Raw genomic sequence first — 17,197 nt, 5'->3', positions numbered from 1 at the left:
ATATAGATAGATTTTATATTTACGACTTATTTACAAGCTTCACGTTATCCTCGCCGAGCATATTTTTAAGTATTCTTATCTTTTCGCTTTCAGGACTCACCTTCATACTATCCGGCGCCTTTAACGTCTTTTTTGTATCTTCAAAATATATTATAACTTCAATATTGCCGCCCGTGCCTGACAGCACATTTTTAACATCACCAAGAGCTTGTCTGTCGTTTGATTTTAATTTTATATATAACTTGCTTTCACTGTATTTTCTCTCTTTCAAATTTTCCGCCGGAAGCAGTCTTTCAATACTCTGAACCCTAACTTTAGGCGCCGAATCTTCACTTATATCCAAATCTCCTCTGACAATAATTTTACTGTCCTTATCCAACATGTCGTCATACTTTTGCACCAGGGTCGGAAAAACCAAACATTCAATACTTCCTGTCAAATCCTCAATAACAATATACTTCATTATATCATTCCGTTTTGTCCGCCTAACCCTGACGCTTGTTATAATACCAAACACTGCGGTCTGACTTCCGGGAAGAAATTTATGCTCTTCATCCTCCAAAATATTTAATATTGGCGATACTCTGCCGCTGAACTGAAACTCTCTGTATTCGTCAAGAGGATGCCCGGACACATACATGCCGATACTCTCCTTTTCCATGGCTAGCAGCTGTTCTATAGGCAGTTCAGGTCTATCCTCAAAATTATCTGCCTCAACAGTTTCTTCCTGCCCGTCTTCTTCGCTTTCTATATCAAACAGACTTATCTGACCGGGAAGCTCATTCTTTGCAGACGCCGCCAGCTTGTCTATCAGTGTCTCATATTCATATAACAAAACGCTTCTTTTTATCTTCAAACTGTCAAAGGCTCCGCTTTGTATAAGATTCTCAACCACTCTTTTATTCAGCTTCTTCCCTGACATTCTGCGGCAAAAATCAGTAAAAGAGCCAAACTCTCCGTTCATTAGACGCTCTGACTCTATAGCAGCCACAACCCCATCGCCAACGTTTTTTATTGCTCCCAAACCAAAAACTATATTTCCGTTGACAACGGTAAATTTTCTTCCGCTTTTGTTTATATCCGGAGGAATTATATCAAGACCGTTCTTTTTTGCAATCAGTATATATTTAGCTATTCTGTCGCCGCTGTCAATAAACGAATTCATAAGGGCTGCAAAAAATTCAGCCGGATAATGACATTTCAGCCAGGCGGTCTGATATGCCACAACTGCATATGCTGCGGCGTGGGACTTATTAAAAGCATATGACGCAAAATCCATCATCTCATCAAAGATAGAAACCGCCGTCTCCTCATCTATTCCACGCTTTATAGCTCCGTCCACCTTGCTTTCACCGTCATCAATCCCATAAACGAAGTTATGCTTCTCCTCAGCCATAACATCAGCTTTTTTCTTAGACATAGCCCGTCGAACCAAATCCGCTCTGCCCAGCGAATATCCGCCAAGCTCCCTAACAATCTGCATAACCTGCTCCTGATAAACTATACAGCCATAAGTTACGTTTAGTATAGGCTCAAGCATTGGATGTTTATAGGTGACACTGCCATGATTGTTTTTATTAGCGACATACCGCGGAATAGACTCCATAGGCCCCGGACGGTAAAGAGAAATCCCGGCTATAATATCCTCAGGATTTGTAGGTTTAAGTTCAGTCATAAACCGCTTCATTCCTGTGCTTTCAAGCTGGAACACCCCATCGCTGTCACCTTTTGAAATCATTTTATAGACCTCTTCGTCATCCAGCGGAACAGAGTTCATATCCAGCTTTATCCCATATGATTTTTCAGCCATATCAGCCGCGTCACGTATTACAGTCAACGTCCTGAGACCCAAAAAATCCATTTTCAGCAGTCCCAGTCTCTCAATGGTTGTCATCGTAAACTGTGTTGTTATAACATCGTCATTTTTTTGAAGCGGAACATAATTATATACCGGCTCCTTTGTAATAACCACGCCAGCCGCATGGGTGGACGCATGTCTCGGCAGACCCTCAAGCGCCTTTGCAGTGTCGATAAGCTTTTTTATATTTTCATCGCCGTCATACATCTGCTTTAGCTTTGGATTTAAGATAAGCGCCTTTTTCAATGTCATATGCAGTTCAAACGGTATTTGCTTAGCAACGCTGTCCACGGACGCATACGACATATTCAGAGCACGCCCAACATCTCTGATAGCCTGCCTTGCCGCCAAAGTTCCGAACGTTATTATCTGACACACTCTGTCGCTTCCGTACTTGCGGTTGACATAGTCAATCACTTCCTGTCTCCGCTCATAGCAGAAGTCAATATCAATATCCGGCATACTGACCCTTTCGGGATTCAAAAACCGTTCAAAAATCAAATCATATTTAATCGGGTCAACGTTAGTTATTTCAAGACAGTAAGCCACAACGCTTCCTGCGGCGCTTCCTCTTCCGGGGCCTACCATTATATCATTATCTCTGGCGTATTTTATAAAGTCCCAGACTATCAGAAAATAATCTACATAGCCCATGGTCTTTATAGTCTCAAGTTCATATTCAAGCCGTCTGTATACCTGACTGTCTCTATCTGCTGCCTCTTTTGGATATCTTTTCTTATATCCGTCCAAACATAATTTTGTTAAATATTCATACGCGCTATAACCCTCGGGCACATCAAACTCAGGTAAATGCAGTTTTCCAAACTCTATCTCCACATTGCATCTCTCAGCAATTTCAGCAGTGTTTTGTATTGCTTTAGGAATGTATGAAAACAGTTCGTTCATCTCATCCTCTGACTTAACATAAAGTTCAGAAGTAGACATCTTCATCCGTTTATCATCATCGACTGTTTTTCCCATCTGAACGCACATTAACACGTCCTGATACTCGGCGTCTTCTTTTTTCACATAATGAATATCATTAGTGCAGACTATGTCAAGCCCCAGTTCTCCGGCAAGTTTTATCAAACCGACATTAAGTTTTTTCTGATCATAAAGACCATGGTCCTGAACCTCAACAAAAAATCTATCTCTGCCAAAAATATCAATAAACTCTTTCGCTGTCTCTATAGCCGCGCCATAATTGCCGGCAAGAATCTTTCTCGAAAGCACTCCAAACATACAGCCGCTAAGAGCTATAATTCCCTCGCTGTACTCTCTCAGCAGCTCCATATCTATTCTGGGCTTATAATAAAATCCATCTATAAAACCCATAGACACAATTTTCATCAAATTTTTATAACCGGTGTTACTTTCGGCAAGCAAAATAAGATGATACCGCTCCGAATCAAGCTCATAGGTTTTGTCAAACCTAGTTCTGGCGGCAACATAAACCTCACAGCCCAAAATAGGCTTTACCCCAATTTTTTTTGCATACTCATAAAATTCAATAACACCATACATATTTCCATGGTCAGTTATTGCCATTGCTTCCTGTCCAAGCTCTTTAGCTCGGTCAAGCACCTTTTCAACCGTGCCTTCTCCGTCCAAAAGGCTGTAGGCCGTATGCGTATGCAAATGCACAAAACCATTTATTTCCGCCATATTCATCACCCTTATTGTCAACCGTTAATTACTGTCAAGTATAACATTTTAGTATTTCAATGTCAATAATATTGCGGATGTTAAACCGCCTGATTATACGACCGGTACGCAAGCCGTTTAAGTCTTATTGATGAAAATTGTCGGATTGTTAAAAAAATTGCGAATTCATATTGACGATTTAAATTTTTAGTTATATAATGTAATAGTTAATTATTTAGTTAAGTTTTACTTAGAATAGATGTTGAGGTTTATAAATATAATTATATGGTGAAACCTATGACCAAATAATAATTTATGAAATATTAATATAAAAATAATAAAAGAATATATATATTGTGGAGGAGAAAAAAATGAGTAGAGTTTACAACTTTTCAGCAGGCCCGTCAATGCTTCCGCTGGATGTGCTGAAAAAAGCCCAGGAAGAAATGCTTGATATGGGGGGAAGCGGTCAGTCCGTTATGGAGATGAGCCACCGCAGCGGCGAATATCAAGCTATCATTGACAAAGCAGAAGCTACTTTCCGTGAAATCATGAATATACCTGACAATTACAAAGTATTGTTCTTACAGGGCGGCGCGTCAACACAGTTCGCCATGGTTCCTATGAATCTCGGAAACAAGTCTAAGGTTGCTGATTATGTGACAACCGGACAGTGGGCAAAGAAAGCGCTGGCTGAAGCAAAACGCTATATTACAGCCAATGAAATTGCTTCAAGCGCTGACAAGACATTTTCTTACCTGCCGGATGTTGACAAAAGTATGCTTACTCCCGGCGCGGATTACGTACATATAACTTATAATAACACTATTTATGGCACCCACTATAACACGCTTCCCGACTTTGGAGACGCCACAATCGTTACTGATATGTCTTCATGTATTTTATCTGAAGAAGTTGACTTTAACAAGTTTGGTCTTGTGTATGCGGGAGCTCAGAAAAACATGGGTCCGGCCGGTGTTACCGTTGTTGTCGTACGTGACGACTTAATCGGAAACGCTATGGACATCACTCCTACAATGCTTAATTATGAAACACACGCTAAAAACGGCTCTATGTTTAACACTCCGCCGACATATGCTATTTATATTTGCGGTCTGGTATATGAGTGGATAAAAGACATGGGCGGCGTTAAGGTTATGCACGAAAAGAATGTTGAAAAGGCAAAGATTCTTTATGACTTCCTTGACAACTCAAAGATGTTCAGAGGTACTGTTGTTCCTAAAGACCGTTCTTTGATGAATGTTCCGTTTGTTACTGATTCTGATGAGCTTAATGCAAAATTTGTTTCAGAATCAAAGGCACAGGGCTTCGTTAATCTTAAAGGTCACAGAACAGTTGGCGGCATGAGAGCCAGCATATATAACGCAATGCCTATCGAAGGCGTTAAGGCATTGGTCGACTTTATGACTAAGTTTGAAAAGGAGAATTCATAATGTATAAAATTAAAACATTAAACAAAATCTCAAAAAAGGGTCTCGGAATCCTTGGAAAGAATTATGAAATTTCTGACGACTGTGAAAATCCTGACGGTATCATCTTAAGAAGTTTTAAGATGCACGATATGGAGCTTCCGGAAAGCCTGAGGGCTGTTGCCAGAGCCGGCGCCGGAGTTAATAATATCCCTCTTGATAAGTGCAGCGAAAAGGGTATTGTTGTTTTCAACACTCCCGGAGCTAACGCAAACGCTGTTAAAGAGCTTGTTATCTGCTCGCTCCTCCTGTCCTCAAGAAAAGTTGTTCAGGGTATCAACTGGGCAAAGACATTAAAAGATGAAGGAGATCAAGCCGCTTCTTTGGTTGAGAAAGGCAAGTCAAACTTTGTCGGCCCTGAAATTTACGGAAAAACTCTCGGAGTTGTAGGTCTCGGCGCAATCGGCGTTAAAGTTGCAAACGCAGCTCACCACCTGGGAATGAATGTTGTGGGCTACGACCCTTATCTCTCGGTTGACTCTGCATGGCACCTTACTAGATTTGCTGAAAAGGCAACCAGCTTTGACGACCTTTTGGCTCAGTCGGATTATATTACTATCCACGTTCCGGCTTTGCCGTCAACAATTGGCATGTTTAATTCCGAGGCTTTTGCAAAAATGAAAAAGGGTGCAAGACTGCTTAATTTCTCACGTGACACCTTGGTTGATACAACCGATATTCAGGCGGCTTTAGAAGACGGTACTGTTTCATGTTACGTAACAGACTTTGCCACGGCCGACCTTCTCAATAACGACAAGGTTATCTGCATGCCGCATCTCGGCGCTTCTACTCCTGAAAGTGAAGAAAATTGTGCTGTTATGGCTTCTAATGAGATAAAAGACTTTTTGGAAAACGGAAATATTATAAACAGCGTAAACTATCCTAACTGTGACATGGGCGAAAAGAACGGCGAGCGCATGACTGTGGCTCACAAAAACGTTCCTAATATGCTGAAGCATATTACTGACCTGATTGCAGCAAAAGGAGTTAATATAGACACCATGCTCAACAAGAGCCGCGGTGACTACGCATATACAATGCTTGACCTTCAGGGCAAAATTGACCCGGCTATCGCAAAAGAGATTGAAGATATTGACGGGGTTATAAAGGTTACACTTCTGTAAAACGCAGAATTTATTCAGTTAATTATTGAGTATACCAGATGGTTGCGCGGCCTAATCGGCCGTGAGGAAAGTCCGAGCTCCATAGGGCAGAGTGCAAGCTAACGGCTTGTGGAGGCGACTCTAAGGACAGTGCAACAGAAATATACCGCCTGTTTTAAACAGGTAAGGGTGGAAAGGCGAGGTAAGAGCTCACCCATTGATATGGCGACTTATCAATGCTGTAAACCCCACTCGGAGCAACACCTGAATCGAAGGCTAAGCCGGCCCGGCATCTTCGGAGATTGGTGGCTAGAGGCGTGTGGCGACACACGTTCGAGATAGATAATCATCATTGACAGAACTCGGCTTATTGTATGCTCAATTAATTTAAAAATCAAGACTGTGGTTTATACCGCAGTCTTTTTTGTATACAGCTTTCAATTTTGACTAGCAGTATTTTATATGTTATAATAATTTTATTATTAATTATAAGGTGATGAATATGAAAAAAATAATATCCATAGTTATTATATTAACAATTCTATTATGCAGTTGTGTTAACGCTCCTGTTTCAGCCTTTGAGAAGAACGGCGACGTCTACACTACAGATATCGGAGCGTTGATTGACGAGCAGCCAATCAAGTCATACAATTATCAGGACCATACCTATATATGCGCGGAAGATTTGCGCGGTTACGGCTTTGATGTGGATTGGAACAATGAACTCAGAACTTTGAGTATCGAGAAAAACAACAGCATCGACCGAACATCGCTAAGCAAAGATGAAATAAACATTTTAAAGTCTGATATTCCGTTATACACTAAAATTGCAGAGGTATATTCAACCGATATAAAAACTTATTTAAGCGGCGAACTTACCGAAGCCTGTAATATAGACGGTAAAACTCTGATACAGCTTTCGGCTTTAAATAAATATGGTTATGTTGAATACGACGACAACAGCCGTCTTGCTAAATTAAACACAGTAAAGTATCAATTGGATAATGCTTTTGAAACCGCTGAAAATAAAACCGAACTTGTATTGGGAAACGGAATTACTTATTACGGACAAACCAAAAACGGTGTTCCTCACGGTATAGGAAAAAGATTTGATAAGAGCGTAATGTCTGAATTTCCGGGTACAATTTCTGACATGGAATATTTGGGCTATTTTACTGAAGGCACCGAAAACGGATTTTATTATGAATCCGGTACCGAGGAATACACAATCGGAAGTTATATTGCTAAAGACGAATATATTACATTCGGCAATAAGGAGCTTGGTGATAATTTAGGATTCCAGCATTCATACAGCACATATCATTTTCGGCCTACAGTCAACGATTCAACCACTTCAACCATTGACAGGCGCGATGGTTTTATTCGTTCCGCTGTTATTGACAGCAGCTATCTGTATGGTATAAACGTTTCAGACCTTAGCGTTATAAACAACGGTGATTTAAATGTTTCAAAATGCGATTATTTGCCCAAGTTTGACAGATTCGGAACAAACAATTATTCAGAAATATCTGTAATAGATGAAAATGATAATTTATATACCGCACCGTTTTCTACTGACTCATATAAAAACGCCGTATACAGACGAAGAAATATACTTGACGGAAACTACAGCGAAAACTGGCTGCTGGCTAAAGACAATAAACTGTATATAAAAACATCGAATGATGATACTGAAGACGTGTGCACTGTTGAAAACGCCGTCTCCGCTTCATACCAAAATTACATTGATACCGACGGAACACTTTGGGAAGATGTTGGATACGGATATAAAAAAATAGACAGTAATGTAAAACAATTTTCCGGCCAAAGCTATGTTATTTATCTAAAAAATGACGGAAGCGTTTGGACATATAGAAGCGCGCCCGGTCCGGGAAGCGAATGGATAGACAAAAAGGACTACTCAGCTCCGGTAAAGCGTGCCGACAATGCTATGTCAGTTGCGACTGACGGCAACACATACTACTACATAAAGCAAGACGGCAGCTTATGGGGATTCGGCGCAAGCTACGGCGGACAACTGGGATATATTGAAACATACAGTTTCGAGACATATGATTATTTATCATCGATGTACAACTACACCTCTCCTGTCAAGCTGGGAGACGGATTCATCAATGTCAAGGCAGCAAACAATGTCTGTTATGCGTTAAAATCTGACGGTTCTCTTTGGGGAGCAGGAGAAAATGAATATGGTCACATTCTCACCGGCAGTGATGAAAAGAATGTGCTAAACATGGTCAAAATCGCAGATGATGTTAAAGACTTTGCGGGAGGGAGTTCGATTATATATATTATAAAAACAGACGGTTCTCTCTTATACCGCGGCAAACCATACTACCGGTCAATGGTAAACGGAGAATACAAAAATACTATATTCTCAGATTTTACCCGATGTGACGCTGTATATGAACCTGTGCAATAAATTTTGTTATAATTATTTGAATTAGTACATATTATTTTTATATCCTAGATTTAAAAAAATTTATAAAAATGTTATTGACAAATTTAATTATATATGCTATATTGTGCTTGATAATCTGCCGGAAAGGAATATACATAAATGTCAGACGACGACAGTGACAGTAGTAATTTAATTAATTTAATATGAATATAGGACACATCCGTATTGATATAATTGATACGGTTGTGTCCTTTTGTGTTTTTAAGTTCTTACCGGCAGACAATCAAAATTTTATATGTTCAAAATAACTATATTAAAAAAGGAGGATTTAATTTTGAACAGCAATTTAACAGGACAAATCATTTTACAAGCAGTGCTTATCGCCATGAACGCCATATTTGCCTGCGCCGAAATAGCGGTTATATCAATGAGCGGCAACCGTTTGGATAAACTGGCCGGAGACGGCGACAAGCGCGCTCTCAGACTGGCAAGGCTGACAAACCAGCCGGCACGCTTTCTGGCCACGATACAAGTCGCTATAACACTATCAGGATTTTTAGGAAGCGCCTTCGCCGCCGACAACTTTTCCGATATGCTTGTAACAGCAATAATGAAGTTAAACCTGCCTGTTTCCGAAAAAACACTCGATACTATTTCGGTAGTATTGATTACAATAATATTATCATTTTTCACACTTGTGTTTGGCGAACTTGTTCCCAAACGTTTGGCGATGCGAAAATCTGAAAGTATAGCGCTGGCAATCTCCGGTTTAGTTTCTGTGATTTCAAAGCTTTTTGCGCCTATAGTATGGCTGCTTACCGCATCTACAAACTCTATCCTGAGACTGCTGGGCATTGACCCGAATGCGGAGGATGAAGAAATAACGGAAGACGAAATAAGAATGATGGCAAACGCCGGAAGTGAGAAAGGCGTTATAGACCATGAAGAAAATGAGATAATACAAAACCTGTTTGAGTTTGACGACATGCACGCCGACGAAATAGCAACTCACAGAACCGAGCTCGATGTGCTGTGGACTAAAGACGGTATTGACAAATGGCATGAAACAATCACCGGTTCGGAACATTCATATTATCCGATATGCGATAAAACCATTGACAATATTATAGGGTTATTAGACGCCAGGAAGTATTTTATACTGAAAAACCCTACAAAAGATATAATAATGGAAAAAGCCGTAGTAAACGCGTATGCTGTACCCGAAAGTATCAGAGCTGACATACTTTTGCAGAATATGAAAAAAAGTCACAATTATTTCGCTGTCGTAACCGATGAATTCGGCGGAACATACGGGGTTATAACCATAACCGACCTGCTTGAAAAACTTGTGGGAGATTTATATCAAGAAGATGATGAGTTTAAGCGGCTCCCAAGCGGTGAGGTTATAATTATGGGAAAGACCGATTTAGACAAGTTTGAAAAGAAATACAATCTCAAGCTGAGTTCAGACTCTGCTACTGTTGGAGGCTGGGTAACTGAGCAGTTAGGGAGGCTTCCGCAAAACGGAGATTCGTTTGAATATGAAAGTTTATCAATCACTGTGTCAAAAACAGACAATAAAAAGGTTATTGAAATAAACGTGAAGTAAGTTATATTTTAATATAACAAATATATTATATAGGTTAAGTCATCATATAAATAGTTTTATAGAATCTGTGACGGTTTTTATTCCGTCACAGATTTTTTATTTATCATATTGTTACGCTTTCAGCTATGATAGTTTTTATAATAAAGTGTGGTTTTGTAAATTTATTTCTTAACTATAGTTTTTTAATATTTGCTATACAGTCATGACATATATATTTATTTTGGTATTTTATAAGATTTTCGGTTTCGCAACATGCAATACAGAAATTTTCTGTCTTTCTGATTCTTATTTCTTCACCTCTCATAATTATAGATACTTCGTCTTTTTTTCTAATTTGCATTTCGTCCCTCATGTCCTGTGGTATTACTATTCTTCCTAAAGAATCAATAGTTTTTACATTCTCTAATATTTTCATTTTTGCCCCTCTTCCTCTTATATTTAATTAACTAATAATAAAAGTATAACAAAAATATTTAAATTTTTCAAGACTTATATACAACATAAATATTGTATTTATAGACAATTACTTAAATGTATAAAAATCTTGTAAAATATAGATAATCTAATCAAGGAGGACAAAATGAGTTATTTAGATTCAAGACACAATAAAAGAGAAAAGAAACTTCGTCGAAATTATGAAATTGATAGCTCGCTTTACGAAAGTTTAGAAGAATTAACATTAATATATCAAGCAACAGTTGCAGATTTAATAAACACCGCTATTGAATATTTAATTAAGACAGAAAATGTTTTACTTTATGAAAAACCTAAAAATGAGATAACAACTATACATACTATTAATATTAGAGAAAGTAATATTGCTGGTATGGATAAACTAAAAGACAAATATGGTATTAGTATTTACAAGCTCGTAAATATTGCAATTCGCAATTTATTAGATGACTATCATAAATGAGGGATACATTGACAATTTTATTTATCAGTATCCCTCTTACTAGTATCGCATAGACATTATATATCATTTTTAATATTATTAATACAAGTTGGACAAATTAGGATCTCTTTATATTTTCTGAGATTTTCTGTATCATTACAAAAAACACAGCTTTCTTTTTCTTTAGTGACAATTATTTTATCATCTAACATTGTAAAAACTAATGCAATGTCTGATTTAATACCCATTTTTTCACATATTTCTTTAGGTATAGTAACTCTCCCTTGTTTTTGTACTAACCTTTTAATTTGTAATATTTCCATATTTTTACCTTTCAATTTATCATTTATTTTGTCACCGTCATCTAGAATGACGCTTTCGCTAAAATTATACAAAAATAATATATAATTGTCAATAATAAATTTTGCTTTAGGGGGATTTTCATGGAAATAAATTTAAGTAACTATGATAATAAAGACATAATAAAAATATTACGAGAATGGACAGAGCTAACTCAAAAAGAATTTGCCGAAAGCATAGGTCTAAAAGAAAGAACTATCAGAAGCTATGAAGCTGGAGACACTATATATAATATAAACACTTTAAGAAAAATCTCTAAAGTCCATAAAATTAAAATAATATTTGAAAAAAAATAAATAACACTAATAATAAAGGTTTAAAAACTTTATATTTTCTTTGTATATGACCCCATATAATATATATTATTTTACTTATAATAGGTGTTTGAACCATTTCTTTTTCTAGCAAGAAAAAGAAACGCTTCACCAAAGAAAAAGTGCTTGCTCGCTTAGGTCGCCTACGGCTCCAAGGGGCGCTCGCCCCCGCTAATTTCATCTTGAATCTGCGCTTCAAGATGAAAAAGCCTTGTTACTTTCCCGTTGACTTTTTGAACTACCGTGAATAAAGATTTTCCGAGTTCTTATTAATTTAACTCATAAAAAAACTGGTTTTTCAGTGAACTTCGGTAGGGCGCATTTATGCGCCTCGTTAGGTGAGCCAACATCTGAACACGTAGTGTTCAATATATAAACTAATTATTTATTTTCTAATCTATTGATAAGTTTTATAATTATTCTATATTTTTTTATATTCGTTTTAATTTAGTACCTACTTTTTGCTCAAATCTATCTTAATACTAACTCGGAATATCTATTTTCACGGTAGTTTACAAAGTCAACGGGAAAGTTACAAGGCTTTTTTCATCATGAAGCCATGCTTCATGGTGAAATGAGCGGGGGCGAGCGCCCATTGGAGCCGCAGGCGACCTAAGCGAGCAAGCACTTTTTCTTTGGTGAAGCGTTTCTTTTTCTTGCGAGAAAAAGAAATGGTTCAAACACCATTATTATGTAATAATAAAATTTTTTATATGGGGTCATATACATAGTATATAAATAGTTTTTTATAAGTAAAATAATAAATACTATATTATTCCGCGGCTTCGCACCTCACACGGCAGACTGCGTCTGCATTGAATATACATATTAACGATATTGCAGGTAATGGCAAAACAATTTATTATGTATAACACACAATTAAAAAAGTGTGGTCACACCTGCCGATGTTAAATAACCACTACTTTTTATTAAAAAAACATCATTACACATTGGCTTCAATGCTTATTTCTTTTCCGGTTAAGTATTCAAGACCGCCTGACTGTGACTTGAATCCAAACACCAGCTTATATGCGGAAAGGCTCTGATATTTTCCTCCGCCGTCAGATTTTGCCCCATATTTTTTATCACCAACCAACGGATGCCCGTAATGAGCCAGCGTTGCCCTGATTTGATGGGTTCTGCCGCTTAGCAGCTCCACTTCTAAAACAGACGCGTTTCCCTCATATTTTATAACTCTATATTTAAGCGCCGATGGTTTCGCTCCGTCAATCCGATTCTCACTGAATTTTACCCTATCGTTTCCGCACTTTAGTATATATCCCTCAAGTTTTCCGCTCTCAGGCGTAACTCTTCCCTCCGCCCGGCAGATGTAAAACTTCTTAATTTCCCTGGTCTTAATCTTTTCGGTTATTATCCTATGCGCCTTTAAATTTTTTGCGCCTATAACTAATCCCGAAGTGTTTCTGTCTATCCTATGGCAGAGCGACGGAAGATAAGTCCCGTTTAAATCCAGTTCGCCGCGCTTATATAAATACGCCCGAAACTCGCTTTCAAGCGAATCCGCATCATCGCCGCTGTCCTGAGACTTCATACCTGACGGTTTGTTCATTACAACTATATTTTCATCAGTATATACAACAGAAATATTTCCGTCACAGCCTAACCACTTATCGTCATTATCTGCGCCTTTTTCAAAAAATTCGTCGTTAATATAAAGTTCCAATACGTCTCCGCCGTCAAGCTGAACGGTACCGTCAGTTGTCCTTTTGCCGTTTACCTTTATCCGCTTTTTCCTCAGAGACTTATAAATAACGCCCGAAGGTGCATCGGGCATTATCTTAAATAAAAATTTATCAAGCCTTATACCGCTGTCGGCTTTGGATATTTTAACTGTTTTCATACTCTTCCTCTTTCGCTCTGAGCGCCAAATCTTTTATTACCTCTCCTGCAATAATCAGACCTGCAACCGACGGCACAAAGCTGACGCTTCCCGGAACCGGTTTATTATTTTCACTGTCATACAACTGTATTTCCGGCTTCTTTGCCTTTTCCTCTGAATATACCACTTTCAGCGACTTAATATCCCGGCTTTTAAGTTCCCGGCGCATCACTTTTGCCAGCGGACACATCTTAGTCGAATATATATCCGCAACCTTAAAAGCTGTCGGGTCAAGTTTATTTCCGGCTCCCATGGCGCTTATTATAGGAACACCCATCCTGTCACACCTGCATATCAGTTCAATTTTGGCTGATACGGTGTCTATAGCGTCAACAACATAGTCATATTTATCAAGCGGATAGTCGTCAGCATTTTCAGGAAGATAAAACACCTTATAGGCATTGACCTCAGCACAACTGTTTATATCGAGTATACGCTCTTTTATTACATCAGCCTTGTATTTTCCCACAGTGCTGTGAAGCGCCGCTATTTGACGGTTTATATTGCTCAGCGACACCCGGTCGCTGTCATATAAATCTATGCTTCCAACGCCTGAACGGGCCAGCGCCTCGGCTGTGTATCCTCCAACTCCGCCAACCCCAAACAGAGCCACTTTTGCATTTTTAAGGTTTTCAATCCCGTCATATCCAAGCAGCATTTCGGTTCTTTGCATCTCTTCTCTTTGTATCTTGATTCCCTGAGTCTTGGTTCCTTGATTCTCGATACTTTGATTCTTGATACTTTGATTCTCAATTCCTTGATTCTCAGTTCCTTGATTCTCAGTTCCTTGATTCTCGGTGCTTTGCATCTCTTCTGACATTATACTTTCTCACATCTTTCATTGCCTGATAATATCTTTTTAAACTTCAGAGCAAACATCAGCGCGGTAAACACCACGGCCAAGAAGTCTGAAATAGGCTCCGCTAAAAATACCGCGAAAACTTTTACTATATTCCCTCCGCTTTCCAAAAGAGGTGGAATATTATCCGGCGTAAATATACCGGCAAATCCGGGAGTTATAATATTCGGCAGTATAAAAATTAACGGTATAAGCAGAACGATTTTTCTGAGCAGCGCCAAAAATATTGAAACTCCGGCTTGGTTTAATGCTATAAACGTCTGCTGACACGCTATTTGTATACCAAAAATACAAACAGAAGCTATATAAATCCTGAGCGCCCATTCAGCAAACATAACAAGATTCGGGTCATTGCTGAACATTCCTACCAGGAATTGAGGGGCAAACATACACACCGACCAGAATAACAATGAAAAAATAAACGAGAACAAAAGCAATAATCCGAATGCTTTTTCAACCCTCTTTTTGTTGCCGGCTCCATAGTTATAGCTAATTATAGGCTGCGCGCCCTGCGTAAGTCCCTGAAGCGGCATCATAGCGAACTGCATTGCGGTTGCTAGAATAGTCATAGCCCCAACCGCTATATCTCCGCCGTACTGAGCCAGCGAGAAATTAAAACTGACCGTCAGAATACTCTCGGTAAACTGCATTATAAACGGCGACAGTCCCAGCGCCAGCACCGGGAGCATAATTTTTTTATCAAAGCCCAGGCAGGATTTCCTTATTTTCAAAACGCTCTTTTTACCCGACAAGAACTTTATTACCCACACCGCTGAAACGGCCTGGGAAATAACTGTAGCAATAGCTGCTCCGCTGACGCCCATATTGAACCCGAAAATGAAAATCGGATCCAGTATTATATTAATAACCGCTCCGATTACTATTGTCAGCATTGCCTTTGTAGAAAAGCCCTGTGTTGTGATAAACACATTCATTCCCATAACACATTGGACAAAGATAGTTCCAAGCGCATAAATCCTGATGTAACTCATTCCGTAGCTTAAAGTTGTGTCCCGGTTTCCGCCGAACATCAAAATAAAAGGCTCCGCAAAAATCAAGGTCAGAACTGTTAATATCACCGCTATTATTACCAGCGTTGTCAAACAGTTACCCATGATTTTTTCAGCTGTTTTATTATCTCCCTGACCCATGCTTATAGCGGCGCGAGGTGCTCCGCCCATTCCGACCAAAGCTGAAAATGCCGTTATGATAACTATTATAGGAAATGTTACGCCAACTCCGGTCAGCGCTATTCCGCCCACGTCGGGAATATGACCTATGTACATTCGGTCAACCACATTATACAGCATATTAATTATCTGCGCTATAATAGTCGGTATCGCCATTTTGAGCATAAGCTTTCCTATACTGCCGGTTCCCAAATCATGTCCGCCTTTTGCCGGCTCTGTATTTTCTGTATTCTCAGTGTTTTCAGTAGTTTCAACAGACTCAGTATATTCAGTGCTCTCAATATTCTCAGTGCTATTTTCTGTGTTTTCAATAGATTCGTTATTTTTATTTTCCATTATTTCAAGTCCTATCAATTAATTTATATTCGTCTTAAAACATCTTTTCTATGAAGCATTTCATCCAGGCGCTCAATATAGTCCTTCGCTTCTTTAACGTTAAATATCCGCTCTATACGGTTTGTCTCAAGGTCAACAGTTTTGGTCACACCGCCGCAGCCCAAAGAGATTATAGTCTGTATCTCCTCCATAATATAAAGATTATAGAGAGACTCGAACCCGGGTTTTGAATACCCGACGTTTTCCAGGTTTCCAAGCTGATTTTTCTGTCGGTACATATAATACGGAAACTTTCCTCTCTCCGCCAGATACTTTCTGGCATATGACACCATTTCCGCAACCAACTCGCCTTTTGCCAAATCGTACTCGTCCAAATACTCATTCAGCCTTGACGACCGCTTTATACTCATTGTATGTACCGTGGTATCCTCGGGTTCCAGCTTCTCAACCTCGCTTAAGGTATACTTAAACATTTCCATATCCTCACCCGGCAGACCTGCAATGACGTCCATGTTTATATTATCAAATCCGCAGTGCCTTGCCATTTTCATAGCTTCACGTATATCATCGGCGCTGTGTGCCCTGCCGATTATTTTAAGTGTGCTGTCATTCATAGACTGTGGGTTTATGCTTATCCTGTCCACATTATACTTCTTTAAAACCTTTAGTTTTTCTTCCGTTATGGTATCAGGACGACCTGCCTCAACAGTGAATTCCTTCATTTTTGAAAGGTCACAATTGTCATAGAGACAGTCTATCATCTCTTCAAGCAACCTGGGCGTAAGAGTTGTAGGAGTTCCGCCGCCGATATATACGGTTTCAACCGGGGTTCCGTTATGGCTTATTATATCAGCCGTATACTTTATCTCCTTTTTCAGCGCCTCTATATACTCAGGCATAAGAGCCGCCGCCTGCTTTGTGCCGTTGGTAACAAAAGAGCAGTAAAGACACCTGCTCGGGCAAAACGGTATACCTATATAAATGCTCACCCCGTCTCGATACATATCATCACGTATCGGACGCAATGCTCTCGCCGCCTCTAAGGCAAGAGACGCTTTTTCATATGTGGTACCGCACTCATTTATAAAATAACTTATTACCTCGTCATCGCTCATGCCCTCGTCAAGAAGCTTAGTGGCAATTTTAGCCGGACGTATACCCGTCAATATTCCCCAAGGGGATTTTGTTTCATCTGTAATTTCTGACATAATGTGCTC

13 protein-coding genes and 1 other RNA gene are annotated in these 17,197 nt (G+C 39.1%); 7 read left to right on the top strand and 7 right to left on the bottom strand.

Going from position 1 to position 17,197, the window contains the following annotated elements:
- Positions 1 to 19 precede the first annotated feature (19 nt).
- Positions 20 to 3,523, bottom strand: a complete 3,504-nt coding sequence (locus B9O19_RS10605) for a DNA polymerase III subunit alpha (RefSeq protein ID WP_102366386.1) — start codon at positions 3,521 to 3,523, stop codon at positions 20 to 22.
- Positions 3,524 to 3,873: 350 nt separating this feature from the next.
- On the opposite strand from B9O19_RS10605, the gene serC reads away from it, so the two are divergent.
- The 5 genes from serC to B9O19_RS10580 all read left to right on the top strand — a co-directional run bounded on the left by serC (position 3,874) and on the right by B9O19_RS10580 (position 10,126).
- Positions 3,874 to 4,956, top strand: a complete 1,083-nt coding sequence (gene serC, locus B9O19_RS10600; protein ID WP_102366385.1) for a 3-phosphoserine/phosphohydroxythreonine transaminase — start codon at positions 3,874 to 3,876, stop codon at positions 4,954 to 4,956.
- The gene (locus B9O19_RS10595) at positions 4,956 to 6,116 is read left to right on the top strand and encodes a phosphoglycerate dehydrogenase (RefSeq protein ID WP_102366384.1); all 1,161 of its coding nucleotides are present in this window, start codon (positions 4,956 to 4,958) and stop codon (positions 6,114 to 6,116) included. The genes serC and B9O19_RS10595 overlap by 1 nt, the downstream gene beginning before the upstream one ends.
- Before the next feature lie 26 nt (positions 6,117 to 6,142).
- Positions 6,143 to 6,480: RNase P RNA component class A (rnpB, locus tag B9O19_RS10590), an RNA gene on the top strand.
- A gap of 117 nt (positions 6,481 to 6,597) precedes the next feature.
- Positions 6,598 to 8,538 carry an RCC1 domain-containing protein gene (locus B9O19_RS10585; protein WP_102366383.1) on the top strand — a complete coding sequence of 647 codons (1,941 nt, stop codon included), beginning with the start codon at positions 6,598 to 6,600 and terminating at the stop codon, positions 8,536 to 8,538.
- Positions 8,539 to 8,851: 313 nt separating this feature from the next.
- On the top strand, positions 8,852 to 10,126 hold the full coding sequence (locus B9O19_RS10580) for a hemolysin family protein (protein ID WP_245862929.1): 1,275 nt from the start codon (positions 8,852 to 8,854) through the stop codon (positions 10,124 to 10,126).
- A gap of 172 nt (positions 10,127 to 10,298) precedes the next feature.
- Here the strand turns inward: B9O19_RS10580 and B9O19_RS10575 are convergent, their stop codons facing one another.
- Positions 10,299 to 10,541, bottom strand: a complete 243-nt coding sequence (locus B9O19_RS10575) for an AbrB/MazE/SpoVT family DNA-binding domain-containing protein (RefSeq protein WP_102366381.1) — start codon at positions 10,539 to 10,541, stop codon at positions 10,299 to 10,301.
- Positions 10,542 to 10,706: 165 nt separating this feature from the next.
- Between B9O19_RS10575 and B9O19_RS10570 the strand changes: the two genes are divergently transcribed.
- Positions 10,707 to 11,042: a hypothetical protein gene (locus tag B9O19_RS10570; protein WP_102366380.1), complete on the top strand. Its 336-nt coding sequence runs from the start codon at positions 10,707 to 10,709 to the stop codon at positions 11,040 to 11,042.
- Between the two features lie 56 nt (positions 11,043 to 11,098).
- Here the strand turns inward: B9O19_RS10570 and B9O19_RS10565 are convergent, their stop codons facing one another.
- Positions 11,099 to 11,344 carry an AbrB/MazE/SpoVT family DNA-binding domain-containing protein gene (locus B9O19_RS10565; RefSeq protein WP_154058662.1) on the bottom strand — a complete coding sequence of 82 codons (246 nt, stop codon included), beginning with the start codon at positions 11,342 to 11,344 and terminating at the stop codon, positions 11,099 to 11,101.
- A gap of 120 nt (positions 11,345 to 11,464) precedes the next feature.
- Between B9O19_RS10565 and B9O19_RS10560 the strand changes: the two genes are divergently transcribed.
- Positions 11,465 to 11,677, top strand: coding sequence for a helix-turn-helix domain-containing protein (locus B9O19_RS10560; RefSeq protein WP_102366378.1), 213 nt, complete (start codon positions 11,465 to 11,467; stop codon positions 11,675 to 11,677).
- Positions 11,678 to 12,638: 961 nt separating this feature from the next.
- On the opposite strand, the gene B9O19_RS10550 is transcribed toward B9O19_RS10560, so the two are convergent.
- The 4 genes from B9O19_RS10550 to hemZ all read right to left on the bottom strand — a co-directional run bounded on the left by B9O19_RS10550 (position 12,639) and on the right by hemZ (position 17,188).
- On the bottom strand, positions 12,639 to 13,556 hold the full coding sequence (locus B9O19_RS10550; protein ID WP_102366376.1) for an RluA family pseudouridine synthase: 918 nt from the start codon (positions 13,554 to 13,556) through the stop codon (positions 12,639 to 12,641).
- A complete protein-coding gene (locus B9O19_RS10545; protein ID WP_102366668.1) occupies positions 13,543 to 14,268 on the bottom strand; it encodes a tRNA threonylcarbamoyladenosine dehydratase in 726 nt (241 codons plus the stop codon). Before B9O19_RS10545 ends, B9O19_RS10550 begins: the two co-directional genes overlap by 14 nt.
- Before the next feature lie 146 nt (positions 14,269 to 14,414).
- Positions 14,415 to 15,809 carry an MATE family efflux transporter gene (locus B9O19_RS10540; protein ID WP_245863050.1) on the bottom strand — a complete coding sequence of 465 codons (1,395 nt, stop codon included), beginning with the start codon at positions 15,807 to 15,809 and terminating at the stop codon, positions 14,415 to 14,417.
- Between the two features lie 194 nt (positions 15,810 to 16,003).
- The gene (hemZ, locus tag B9O19_RS10535; RefSeq protein ID WP_102366374.1) at positions 16,004 to 17,188 is read right to left on the bottom strand and encodes a coproporphyrinogen dehydrogenase HemZ; all 1,185 of its coding nucleotides are present in this window, start codon (positions 17,186 to 17,188) and stop codon (positions 16,004 to 16,006) included.
- Positions 17,189 to 17,197 lie beyond the last annotated feature (9 nt).

This window comes from Monoglobus pectinilyticus, from assembly GCF_002874775.1.
GTDB lineage: Bacteria > Bacillota > Clostridia > Monoglobales > Monoglobaceae > Monoglobus > Monoglobus pectinilyticus.
The sequence above is the reverse complement of the archived record's forward strand: the minus strand, read 5'-3'. Positions and strand labels throughout refer to the sequence as shown.

Bases quoted from the DNA above. Each gene is read 5' to 3' on its own strand.
- B9O19_RS10605 (WP_102366386.1), bottom strand. From the start codon at position 3,523: ATGGCGGAAATAAATGGTTTTGTGCATTTGCATACGCATACGGCCTAC.
- serC (WP_102366385.1), top strand. From the start codon at position 3,874: ATGAGTAGAGTTTACAACTTTTCAGCAGGCCCGTCAATGCTTCCGCTG.
- B9O19_RS10595 (WP_102366384.1), top strand. From the start codon at position 4,956: ATGTATAAAATTAAAACATTAAACAAAATCTCAAAAAAGGGTCTCGGA.
- B9O19_RS10585 (WP_102366383.1), top strand. From the start codon at position 6,598: ATGAAAAAAATAATATCCATAGTTATTATATTAACAATTCTATTATGC.
- B9O19_RS10575 (WP_102366381.1), bottom strand. From the start codon at position 10,541: ATGAAAATATTAGAGAATGTAAAAACTATTGATTCTTTAGGAAGAATA.
- B9O19_RS10570 (WP_102366380.1), top strand. From the start codon at position 10,707: ATGAGTTATTTAGATTCAAGACACAATAAAAGAGAAAAGAAACTTCGT.
- B9O19_RS10565 (WP_154058662.1), bottom strand. From the start codon at position 11,344: ATGGAAATATTACAAATTAAAAGGTTAGTACAAAAACAAGGGAGAGTT.
- B9O19_RS10560 (WP_102366378.1), top strand. From the start codon at position 11,465: ATGGAAATAAATTTAAGTAACTATGATAATAAAGACATAATAAAAATA.
- B9O19_RS10550 (WP_102366376.1), bottom strand. From the start codon at position 13,556: ATGAAAACAGTTAAAATATCCAAAGCCGACAGCGGTATAAGGCTTGAT.
- B9O19_RS10545 (WP_102366668.1), bottom strand. From the start codon at position 14,268: ATGCAAAGAACCGAAATGCTGCTTGGATATGACGGGATTGAAAACCTT.
- B9O19_RS10540 (WP_245863050.1), bottom strand. From the start codon at position 15,809: ATGCTCAAAATGGCGATACCGACTATTATAGCGCAGATAATTAATATG.
- hemZ (WP_102366374.1), bottom strand. From the start codon at position 17,188: ATGTCAGAAATTACAGATGAAACAAAATCCCCTTGGGGAATATTGACG.